We start from the raw sequence: 11,014 nt of genomic DNA, 5'->3' as shown, positions 1-11,014 counted from the left end.
AAGTACCGTTATGAATGCTGGATACATGGGAATTCCTCTCATTTACTTAATGTTTGGGGAAAAAGTAGTTTCTTTTGCTACTTTCTACATGGTAGTAATGGCTATTTTTCACTTTACTCTCGGAATCGTTATTTTGGAAAGGGAAAATCTAAAGGAAGGAATTATTTCTGCTTTTAAAATACCCCTTGTCCACGCTGCTGTCTTTGCTTTTCTGACAAAGGACTTTGTTCTTCCAAGTGGAATTGAGAAGATAATAAAGATTGCTGGAGAGGCGACTCTTCCTTTAATGCTTGTCTCCATAGGAATAAGTTTATCAAGAATTAAGCTTAACGATGTTGTCTTAAGTTTTGTAGGAACTGGAGTGCGATTTTTTGGAGGAACATTAAGTGCTCTTTTCCTGGTTAAACTTTTTAGTTGTTCACCTTTACTTTCTAAAGTCTTAATAGTTCAATCTTCTCTACCTTCTGCAATCCTCAACTATGTTCTATGTGAAAGGTTTAGTCGTTCACCAGAAGTAGCAGCATCCATTATTTTCATCTCTACCTTGCTATTTCCTATCTACCTTCTCTTCTTAAAAACCATTATATAATTTCAAAAAGTTTTTCCTAAGGAGGTATTATGAAGATAGGAACTCCATTGTCCTCTAATGCTACTAAAATGCTTCTTCTTGGAAGTGGAGAGCTTGGTAAAGAATTTGCTATAGAGGCTTTAAGACTTGGTATAGAAGTTATAGCTGTTGATAGTTATCAGTTTGCACCTGCCCAGCAAGTTGCCCAAAAGTATTACGTTATTGATATGAAAGATGGGAGACAAATAAAGAATATTGTCTATAGAGAAAAATCCGATTTTATAGTTCCTGAAATTGAAGCTATAGATACCGATGTTCTTTTAGAACTTGAAGAAGAAGGGTTTACTATCGTTCCAAGTGCTAAAGCAGTTAAACTTACAATGGATAGAATAGGAATTAGAAGGCTTGCTGCCGAAGAGCTTGGTTTAAAGACATCAAAATACCGTTTTGCAAGCGATTTGGAAACTTACAGAAAGGCAGTAGAGGAAATAGGTCTTCCAGTCGTTGTAAAACCTGTAATGAGCTCTTCAGGAAAGGGCCAAAGCATTGTTAGGAACAAGGAGGAAGTAGATAAGGCCTTCTTCTATGCCCAAGAGAACGCAAGAGGAAAAGGAAACGCTGTGATTATTGAGGAGTTTATAGATTTTGATTTTGAGATTACTCTCCTTACTGTAAGAACAAGAACTCAAGGAACTCTCTTCTGTGAACCTATTGGACACGTTCAGGTTGATGGAGACTACCACGAAAGTTGGCAACCTCAAGAAATGTCAGAAGTTGCACTAAAAAAAGCGAAAGAAATGGCAAAAGCTGTAACAGATGCTCTTGGAGGATATGGAATTTTTGGTTGTGAGTTCTTTGTTAAGGGAGATGAAGTTTGGTTTAGTGAAGTTTCTCCTCGTCCTCACGACACTGGAATGGTAACAATGATTAGTCAAAATATGAGTGAGTTTGAAATACACCTTCGTGCGATTTTAGGACTTCCAATGGAAATAAAACTTTTATCTCCTGGTGCTTCTTACTGCTTCCACGCTAAAGATTTTGGAGTCGCTCCAACTTACGAAGGAGTAGAAGAGGCTCTCTGTGTTCCAGATACAAAAGTTAGAATATTTGGAAAACCGACAGCAAGACCAAGAAGAAGAATGGGAGTTGTTTTAGCAAGTGGAAATACAGTTGAAGAAGCAAGAAATAAAGTAAAAGAAGCTGTTTCTAAAATAAAAGTATCACTATAGTAGCCCATTGGGGCTACTTTTCTTTGATTTTTACTCTATTTATTTTTCTTTGGTCTACGTTTTCCACTATTATTTCTGCATTTTCAAGCTCTATTTTTTCTCCCGGTTTTGGAAATCTTCCAAGCTTTTGAAGAATTAGTCCTGCAACTGTTGTATAGTCTGAACTTCTAGGTAAAGGTTTCTTCAGGAACTTGTTTAACTCTTCAATTTCTGTAAAACCTTTAGCAGTAATTTCCCTTCCTTCCTTGGTTATAGAAACTTTAGATTTGTCAAATTCATCTTCTATCTTTCCTACTATTTCTTCCAATATGTCCTCTAAAGTTAAAATTCCAAGGGTTGAACCGTATTCGTCCACAACAATTGCCATCTGATCCTTTGATCTTCTGAATTCTTTCAAAGCGTTAAAGATGCTCATGTATTCTGGAAAGATAAGAATAGGTCTCATTAACTTTTTAACTGGAATATCTCCATTCTCAACGTCCAATAGGTCGGATATGGAGATGTAGCCTACAATATCATCAAACCTCTTTCTGTAAACCGGAAGCTTTGAAAATCCCGACTTTTCAAAAAGGCTTATTGCACTTTTTACAGGGGCATTTTCGTTTATTGCAACGACGTTAAGAAGTGGGACGTATATATCTCCTACTGTTTTTTCACGAAGTCTTAAGATGTTTTTAAGAATGTTCCTCTCTGTCTTTTCTATCTGAAATCTTGAGGAACTTTCAACCAGCATTTGAAGTTCTTCTTTTGTAACAAAAGGGTTATCGCTAGATTCTGCACCTATTAGTTTTGCAAAAGCTTTTGCAAAGCCTGTTACTACAAAAGAAATTGGCTTAAATAGATAGTAGAAGAAATAGATAGGGTAAACTATCTTAAAGGCAATCTGTGAAGAGTACTTTTGGAAAAGGCTTTTAGGAATAAGCTCTCCGAAAGTTAAGGTTATTGGGGTAAAGCCTATTACAGTAGCTATTTCTGGATAGGAAGCCAAAATAGGAAAAACCTTTTTTAAGTCCTCTAAGATTTGAGTAGCGTAAATTGTAGAACCTGTTACTGTTGAAAGGTTTGTTCCTATTAAGGTTGTTGTAAGAAGTTTTTCCGGTTCGGCAAGAAGTTTATTAAGAAGAATGGCACTTTTATCTCCTTTTTGTAGTCTTTTCTTGAGTTCAATTTTAGAGAGAGAGACTATTGCTATTTCACTTCCTGAAAAAAATCCTTCAAATAGGACGCACAGCAATATGAGGAAAATCGGTAATACTTCCATTACTTTTCTCTCTCCACAATTACGGAGGTTATTCTGTTGCCATCTTTCTGCTCAACTGTGAGTTTGTAGTCTTTATACCTTACAGACTCTCCTTCTTTGGGAATCTTCTTCATTAGTGCCATCATCAAACCAGCAACTGTGTCAACTTCTTCCAAAATTTCCTCATCTTCAAGTTCTAATAGTTCTTTTAATTCTTCAATGGAGGTATTCCCCGAGAGTTTATACCTACTTTCAGCAATCTTCTCTATCTCTTCATGATTTTTCTTTTCGTCAGGGATATCACCTACAATTTCTCTTAAGATGTCATCAAGGGTAACTATTCCGGCCGTGTTTCCATATTCGTCAACTACTATTGCCATGTGTTTTTTAGACCTTTGCATGTTCTCAAGAAGTTTATCAAGAGTAAGAAATTCAGTAATAAAGAAGGGTTCATCGCAAAAATTCTCAACAGCTCTTTCTAAGTCTTCTTTTTTTAGCTTCAAAGGTAGAATCTTTCGAGTGTAGAGAATGCCTACTATATCGTCCAAAGATTTGTCGTAAACAGGGATTCTTGAAAACTTCGTTTCTTTTATTTTTTCTATAGCTTCTCTAAGTGGGGTATCTTTTTGTATAGCGAAAATTTTATGTTTAGGAACCATTATCTCTTTTACGTCCATTTCTCCAAGGTCAAGAGTTCTGTCTATGAGCTCTTTTTCTTCTTGAGCAATTGTTCCTTCTTTTGCACCTTCTGAGACAAGAAGTAAGAATTCCTCGTCGGTTAATGCTTTGGGTTTATTGAAAAGTTCTACGCCAAAGGGCTTTAAAAGAAAAGAAGCTAAAGACACAAGAAGTATCCTAAGCGGAGTTATAGCAAAACTCACCGTTTTTATGAAACTAAAAATGAAGAATGCATATTTTTCGCTGTACTTTATAGCAAGTGTCTTGGGAGTGACTTCTCCAAAGATAAGAAGTGTTATAACTGTAATTGGAACAGATAAGCTTGTCCCGAGTTCTTCTCCCAAAAGTTTTATAAATAGCACAGCAGATGTGGCTGCGATTGCAACATTAACCATTTCATTTCCAATTAAGATTGTAGCAATAAGGTTAGCTGGATTTTGAAGTAGTTTCAGGATTTCTTCTGCTTTTTTATTTCCCTCTTTAGCCAACCTTTCAAGTCTTAAGGTATTGAGAGAGAAGAAGGCAGTTTCAGAAGCAGAGAAGAGGCCAGAAAGCATAATAAGAACGGAAAGGACGGCAAAGTAAGGAGTTAAGTTTCCCGACTCCATTAGGAACTACCTTGTAGCTTTTTGTTAATTATAAAGTTTTGGACGGCTGTTATTATGTTATTGGTTAACCAGTAAAGAACCAGTCCTGCAGGAAAACTTGCGAAAAGGAAAGTAAATATAACAGCCATTATCATAAATATCTTTTCCTGTTGTGGGTTTGTTGTTGGAGTAAGCTTTTGCTGAAGGATCATAGAAGCTCCCATGAGAATAGGCATTGCGTAAGTAGGATCCGGAATAGATAGATCACTAATCCACAAAAAGCTTGCTCCTTTTAGTTCAACGGCATTTAAGAATATCTCGTAAAGAGCAAAGAAAATAGGTATCTGAATTAAAATAGGTAAACATCCTCCCATTGGGTTAACACCTGCTTCCCTGTACAGCTTCATTGTTTCTTCTTGGAACTTTTGAGGATTGTCTTTATACTTTTTCTTTATCTCCTCAAGCTTTGGGGCAAGCTCTTGCATTTTCTTCATAGATTCAAAACTCTTGTGGGTTAGAGGATGGAAGATGATTTTAATTAGTATTGTTAAAACAATAATTACCAATCCCCAGTTTGGTATAAACCGATGTAGGAAAAGGAAAAACTTTAAGAAAGGTTTTGCAAGAAATCCAAAAGCCCCATAATCTATAGCATTTTCCATTCCAAGACTTTCTAGCTGTGTTAACTCCTTAGGACCACCAAAAAAGGTAGCATTTCCTAAAAATCCTTTAACTATGCTGTGTCCTTCAACATTATCAATAGAAACTACAAAATCCTTTCCCTTCAGAGCAAGTAAGAAGTACTTGTCTTCCTCTCCAGCCCATATGACATTACTGAACCTTATAGGAGTTGTGATATCCTTTACTTCCAGTCTTTCTACTCTTTCTGCCGTTTCTACCACTGGACCTATATGTCCCATTCTGGAAGTGTGAACTTCATTAACCTTTATGTCAGGTCCAACAATGGTAATTAGATCTGCATTCTTCAACTTGGTTTTAACATCTATCTTGTAAGAGTTTGGATAAAAGGTTAACTCTTTTACAAATTCTCTGCCGTCCTTGAGTTTTCCTCTTAAAGTAAGCTTTACAGGAGTATCTTTTACAACTACATTCTTTAGACTTGGAGAGAGTTTTAGGTTAACAAGCTCTTTTGAAAGCTCCTTGTCAACAGAAATTGTCATTAATGGGAATATTCCAAGCTTTTTAGAGAACTCTGAAACAAGTTGGGCGTTGTACTTTTTAATGTTAATGGATAATAGTTTTCCGTTTACGGTAGATATTTCGGCCTTGTAAAGAGGAGTTTCTACATTAATAACTTCTCCAATCTCTTTTGAAGAAGGAATATCTTTTCTTATCACCTCTTCTTTTTTAACGGTATTTGTAGAATTATTCTCTTTCTTCTCCTGTCCAAACAGGATTTGGAATCCAAGGATAAAAACAACACTAATAAGAATGATGTTTATAATCCTAAGTGTTTCTTTCTTTTCCATCTCTTGCTCCTTATGGGTAATCTATTCCTCCTTTAGAAAAAGGATTACACCTTAAAATTCTAAAAATTGCTTTTATACTCCCTTTGAGAATTCCATACTTTTCTATTGCCATGATGGCATAGTTTGAGCACGTTGGGTAATACCTACAGCTTGAAGGAAATAAAGGGGAGATGTATTTTTGATAGAACCTTATGAAGAGGATAAATACTTTCTTTAACACTTTTCCCTCAAAATGCCAACTTTCTTGGCAAGGTTAAGAAAATCTTTCTCAACGTCCTGATATTTTTTTCCCGATATACCCTTTCTTGCAATAAAGATAACATCTACAGGTTTTAGCTTGTGTTTGTTTAACCTAAAAACTTCTCTCATTAGCCTCTTAGCTCTATTCCTGTCTACAGCTTTTTTGGAAATTTTCTTGGATGCTATAAAACCTCCACGGGGATAACCCAAATCATTAGGTATAAAGTAAAAGGCGACGTAAGCGCCGCCTATACTTTTACCATTTTCAAAAACGTTTTGGAATTCTTTCTGTTTTCGAAGTCTTTCAAACTTCCTAAAAGTAAACCTTACTTCCTTCTCTTCCATTCGTCGCTTATTGTTAGCTTCCAACGACCTTTCTTTCTCCTTCTCTTAAGAATTTTTCTTCCAGACTTTGTCTTCATTCTTGCTCTGAATCCGTGAACCCTTTTACCGTGAAGCCTACTTGGCTGATATGTTCTCTTTGTCAATTGTCACCTCCTTATCAAGGAAAAAATTGATATTGGAATTATAGTCAAGCGAAAAGGTTTGTCAAAGTATGAAAGCCTTTTTCCCTGTCCTGTTTATAAATCTCGATGATTTTTTTTAATTCCTCTCTTGAAATTTTCAATTTCTCAAGCAGTTTCTCGTTTCTGATAAGATGATAACCAACAAACTGCAAAAGGTTTCTTGGAAGTTCTTTAAACTTTGCACTTTCGAAATCTATTATTCTTACTCGTTTTCCATCAAAGATTAAATGTTTCTCTCCCTTTATTTCTGAATGTTCTACGCCAACTTTGTCTAAAAGATAACAACTTTTTAAAGCTTCCTTTATAACTTCTTTAGGATTGTATTCCAAAATAGCACTTGAGAAGGTTACTCCTTCTATAAACTCCATTACAAGGAACTCTTTTCTGCAAATAAAAAGACAAGGGGCAGGGTTTTCAGTTTTCAAGGTCTTTTCTAAGAATTCAAGGATTCTACACTCTTTTTCTATTGGATTTTTCTTTTCTACATCTGAACGTAAAACTTTAATGGCAACCGTCTTTCCTTTGTAAGAACCTCTAAAAACTACTCCTCTGTAACCTTTGGATAAAAAAGACTCTAAGAAAATACCTTTCTCCTTAAAATCACTTAGCAGCTTTTCTATTCTTTCCTTTCTAGCTGCTGGGTAATCTAAGTAGTTATAAAATTGTAAAATCTGGTATTCCATACGTTTCCTTTAAACACCTTTTTATTAAGGCGTTTCTTGTTACATTGATAACTTTCTCTTTCCAATAAAATTTATAAGGCATAAGCCTTTTCTCTGCAAGTTCCTTACATTTTTTGCTCACTGGCGCTTTTTTTTCAAGTAGTCTAAAGAATTCCTCTTCAAAGGATATTAGTTCTTTTTCTATTTTCTTTATGTCCTCTAAATCTTTGAGTTTGTTGAGCTTGTTTAGAATCGAGAGATCTTCAACTCCAATATCCAAGAGTACCGATTTTAGAACAGTATAAAGCTTATCTATCCTAACGTAAGGAATTCTCTCCTCTTTTAGGGTGATTAAAGCTTTTCGTGCTTCCTCCTTTGAGTATCTTTTAAACTTTTTCTTAACAAGTTCTCTTACATCTTTAAGAGAAAACCTTCTAGGAAGATTTTCACCATCCAAGGCAAAGAGTATAAAACTTGGGGGTATCCCCAAAGAGTACCATTCTCTTAACGTAGGTGTATCGTTTGAACCTGAAAAGAAGAAAGAGGGAAAAGTATCTTTGATTAACGTAGTTATTTCCTGGGCATATTTTTCTAAATCCTTTTCTCTATCCATTCAATAAACTCCTTATAAAACTCTCTTACCTCCTTTTTAAGGGCTTCAATTCTATCACTCCAATTTATAAACTCGCCAAAGAGTCTCTTCTCCGTTTCTGCTTCTCTTAAAAGTTTGTAAAGTCTAATTCCTTTTTTAAATTCCTCTTCCTCTCTTGCAAGATCTTTTAAGCTAAGGAACGTACTACCTATCTTCTTCCCTTTGTAGAGTTGGAAAATGTAGCCAATGAACTCTAAATCTACAACTCCTCCGCTTGAATATTTGATATCGTTTTTACCCTTTCCTAAATTGGTTGCTAAGGTTTCTCTCATGCTGGTGACTTCTTTCAAGACATTCCTATTAAAGGGTTTTCCAAAGAGAAACTTATCTACAACCTTTTCTACTTCTTCCTTTAGATCTCCTTTTAGAAATCTAAACCTTGTGAAAGCCATTCTTTCCCATACTCTTGCTGTATCTTTAGTGTACTTTTCAAAGTAACTTACAGTAGATATTAGATCTCCCTTTTCGCCAAAAGGACGAAGCCTTGTATCAACTTCAAAGCCAAGTTCTTCGAGCTTTTTAATTAAATCTAAGGCTTTCTCAATGTCTTCTTGTGGTTCTTTGGCAAAGAAAAGTAGGTCTATATCTGATCCTATATTCATTTCTCTACTTCCGTGTTTCCCAAGAGAAGCTAAAGAAAACTTAGGTTTTAATCTTGTGTAAAGAACATCTATTACAAAATCTGCAACTTGTGTAAGTTCTTTTAAAAACTCTTCAATCTCTATCCTTTTTAATCTTAAGCGTAAAAGAGCCCTTATTTCAGCTAAATTTTTAACAAGCTTCAAATTATCTAACTCTTTGTAGTCTTTCTTTAATCCTTCCACCGTTATAGGATTCTCTATGTACTCAGGATTAAACATAAAATCCACAACTTCTGGAGTCTCTCTAAAACGTTTTATGAAGAAGTCTTTCGTTGAAAGTAAGAAAAAGAGGAGTTTTAAAGCATGAATTTCAGAAATTATTGAGAAAAAGAAAACTCTTCCTTCTTTTTTTTCAAAAAAAGTAATAAGGTTTTTCATGGCATTCTTCGAGTTTGGAGCTTCAAATAGAAGCTCTAAAAATCTTTCTCCCATAACATCTATCTTGTTTACCTCAGAGGAAGCTAAAGTTTTGAGGTTAAGTAGAATTTCTAAAAACCTTTTTACTTCTTTTGGTTCTCTAAATCCCATTTTTTCAAGGTCTTCTTCTGTTATTACCGACAGTGGTTTTCTATCTCCAGTTGGGAAAAACTTTGTAAAGTAGTTGTTTACGGTGGACATAACTTTTTCAAGGTGAGCTAAGAAAGATTCTCTTGTTTCAAAGCCCATTTTCTTAGCAAGTTCTTCAGCTTCTTCACTTTCTGGATGAAAAGTTTGGGTTTGCCTAAAGTTTGTAATTTGAAGCATGTGCTCTGCTCTTCTCAAAAATACGTAAGAATCTCTTAAATCTTTATATTCCTTTTCGGTTAGAAATCCCCACTTCAAAAGTCTTTTAAGAGCGTTTAGAGTATTTTTGGATCTAATCTGAGGATATTTCCCTCCATAAATTAGTTGAAAAGCTTGAACTATAAACTCTACCTCCCTTATACCACCTAGTCCAAGCTTTAAATCTATCTTCTTTCCTTTTCTGTTCACCTTGCTTTTTATGAGTTCTTTTAACCTTAATACTTCCTCTATCAATGTAAGATCTATGTATTTTCTAAAAACAAATGCTCTTGCAAGCTTTAAAAATTCAATTCCCGTCCTTTTGATGTCTCCAACGGAAGGTCTCCCTTTAAGGAGAGCGAACCTCTCCCACGGACGGGCGATGGCTGTGTAGTACTGTTCCAAAGCTTCAATATCGTTACATATGGGGCCCATCGTTCCATTTGGCCGAAGCCTTAGGTCTACAACTATTACATCGCTTAAGATTTCTGTTATAAATTTGGAAAAAAGAGAAAAGTAATCGTGGTTTTGGAGTTTCCCGTAAGAACCACCACTCGATTCACCATACCTTGTTTCATAGACAAATAGAATATCTATATCCGAAGAATAATTAAGCTCGAATCCTCCAGCTTTTCCCATATCAACTATGATGAAACCACTGTTAACTTTTCCGTATCTTTCTTCCATAATTTTTTGAACAAAACGAAAAGCTGCCTTTAGGATGCTGTCGTAAATTAAGGTTACATCTCTTACAAGTTCGCTAAAAGGAGCTAAATCTAAAATGTCTCTTAGGACAACTCTCGCCATTTGAAGGTTTTTATAAAACTTTAACCTCTCTTTAAACTCCTTTTGATTTTCTTCTTCTTTCACTTCTACTTCAAAATCTTGAGGAAGAAATTTCTTTTTGTAAATGTCTTTTAATTCACCCAAACTTTGAGGGTTTCTAACTATAAACTCTCCTAAAGCTTGGGAATAGGAAAATAGGGTGATAATGTGGAGGAGAAATTCATCCTCTAAGAAAGCTGGAAAGTCCCCTTTAAGAGATTCCCTTAGTTTTTCAGTGTAGATGAGAGTTCTTCTTTTGTTTGGTAAAGAATTTTCTTCTATAAAGTCAAGGACTTTTTGCCAAGGTGGTTCAAAGTTATTTCTACATTTTTCCATTAAAAACTTCATCTTTCTCTCCTTTCAAAAGCCCCTGGTATTCCCATTTCTTCCCTATACTTGGCAACCGTTCTTCTTGCTATCTTAATACCTTGACTTTTTAAAATTTCAGCAATTTTGCTGTCACTTAGAGGTTTCTTTTTATCTTCAGACTCTATTATTTTTCTTATTTTTTCCTTTATAGAATCAACAGACTTTTTAGAGATTCCTCTACGGAAGAAAAATTTAAGTGGGAAAGTTCCAAAAGGTGTTTCTACGAATTTGTCTTTCACAGCTCTACTTACGGTTGATTCATGAAGAGAAAGCATTTCAGCAATTTCTTGGTAGCTTAAAGGCTTAAGAGTTTCTCCATCCTTTAAAAATTCTTTTTGAATTCTAAAAATAGCTTTTCCTATTTTTTTTAGGGTTTCTGCCCTTTGTTCTATTGCTTTTTTTAGACCTAAAGCTCTTTTGTAGTTTTCCTCTATAAATTTCTTTAGTTCTTCATTGCTTGCATATTTTAAGTAGTAGCTATTAATTTTTATGGAGAAATTCTTTGGGTTTACAGCTTCTACAATAACATCATCTTTAACCAGTC

12 protein-coding genes are annotated in these 11,014 nt (G+C 35.0%); 2 read left to right on the top strand and 10 right to left on the bottom strand.

The features are described from left to right. A partial coding sequence (locus tag ABGX27_00335) for an AEC family transporter (GenBank protein ID MEO2067947.1) occupies nucleotides 1-589 on the top strand: 589 nt, incomplete at its 5' end. A gap of 29 nt (nucleotides 590-618) precedes the next feature. Further along, the gene (gene purT, locus ABGX27_00330; protein MEO2067946.1) at nucleotides 619-1,797 is read left to right on the top strand and encodes a formate-dependent phosphoribosylglycinamide formyltransferase; all 1,179 of its coding nucleotides are present in this window, start codon (nucleotides 619-621) and stop codon (nucleotides 1,795-1,797) included. Nucleotides 1,798-1,810: 13 nt separating this feature from the next. On the opposite strand, the gene ABGX27_00325 is transcribed toward purT, so the two are convergent. The 10 genes from ABGX27_00325 to ABGX27_00280 all read right to left on the bottom strand — a co-directional run. Next, a complete protein-coding gene (locus ABGX27_00325; protein MEO2067945.1) occupies nucleotides 1,811-3,058 on the bottom strand; it encodes a hemolysin family protein in 1,248 nt (415 codons plus the stop codon). After that, nucleotides 3,058-4,323, bottom strand: coding sequence for a hemolysin family protein (locus ABGX27_00320; protein MEO2067944.1), 1,266 nt, complete (start codon nucleotides 4,321-4,323; stop codon nucleotides 3,058-3,060). Before ABGX27_00320 ends, ABGX27_00325 begins: the two co-directional genes overlap by 1 nt. Beyond that, nucleotides 4,323-5,792: a membrane protein insertase YidC gene (yidC, locus tag ABGX27_00315; protein MEO2067943.1), complete on the bottom strand. Its 1,470-nt coding sequence runs from the start codon at nucleotides 5,790-5,792 to the stop codon at nucleotides 4,323-4,325. The genes ABGX27_00320 and yidC overlap by 1 nt, the downstream gene beginning before the upstream one ends. Before the next feature lie 10 nt (nucleotides 5,793-5,802). Then, complete coding sequence (gene yidD / locus ABGX27_00310; protein MEO2067942.1) at nucleotides 5,803-6,012, bottom strand: membrane protein insertion efficiency factor YidD; 210 nt, start codon at nucleotides 6,010-6,012, stop codon at nucleotides 5,803-5,805. Next, on the bottom strand, nucleotides 6,006-6,377 hold the full coding sequence (gene rnpA / locus ABGX27_00305) for a ribonuclease P protein component (GenBank protein ID MEO2067941.1): 372 nt from the start codon (nucleotides 6,375-6,377) through the stop codon (nucleotides 6,006-6,008). Before rnpA ends, yidD begins: the two co-directional genes overlap by 7 nt. Beyond that, the gene (gene rpmH, locus ABGX27_00300) at nucleotides 6,359-6,520 is read right to left on the bottom strand and encodes a 50S ribosomal protein L34 (protein ID MEO2067940.1); all 162 of its coding nucleotides are present in this window, start codon (nucleotides 6,518-6,520) and stop codon (nucleotides 6,359-6,361) included. The genes rnpA and rpmH overlap by 19 nt, the downstream gene beginning before the upstream one ends. Nucleotides 6,521-6,564: 44 nt before the next feature. Beyond that, the gene (locus tag ABGX27_00295; GenBank protein MEO2067939.1) at nucleotides 6,565-7,242 is read right to left on the bottom strand and encodes a hypothetical protein; all 678 of its coding nucleotides are present in this window, start codon (nucleotides 7,240-7,242) and stop codon (nucleotides 6,565-6,567) included. Then, the gene (locus ABGX27_00290; protein ID MEO2067938.1) at nucleotides 7,214-7,834 is read right to left on the bottom strand and encodes a hypothetical protein; all 621 of its coding nucleotides are present in this window, start codon (nucleotides 7,832-7,834) and stop codon (nucleotides 7,214-7,216) included. The genes ABGX27_00295 and ABGX27_00290 overlap by 29 nt, the downstream gene beginning before the upstream one ends. Then, entirely contained in the window at nucleotides 7,813-10,449 is a 2,637-nt protein-coding gene (locus ABGX27_00285; GenBank protein ID MEO2067937.1) for a glutamate-ammonia-ligase adenylyltransferase, read from the bottom strand. Before ABGX27_00285 ends, ABGX27_00290 begins: the two co-directional genes overlap by 22 nt. After that, nucleotides 10,446-11,014: RNA polymerase sigma-54 factor (locus ABGX27_00280; GenBank protein ID MEO2067936.1), on the bottom strand; the 569-nt coding region annotated here is incomplete at its 5' end. The genes ABGX27_00280 and ABGX27_00285, both read right to left, overlap by 4 nt.

This window comes from Desulfurobacteriaceae bacterium (assembly GCA_039832905.1).
In the GTDB taxonomy this organism is placed as follows: Bacteria; Aquificota; Aquificia; order Desulfurobacteriales; family Desulfurobacteriaceae; genus Desulfurobacterium.
This window is presented reverse-complemented; position numbering and strand designations above follow the sequence as displayed.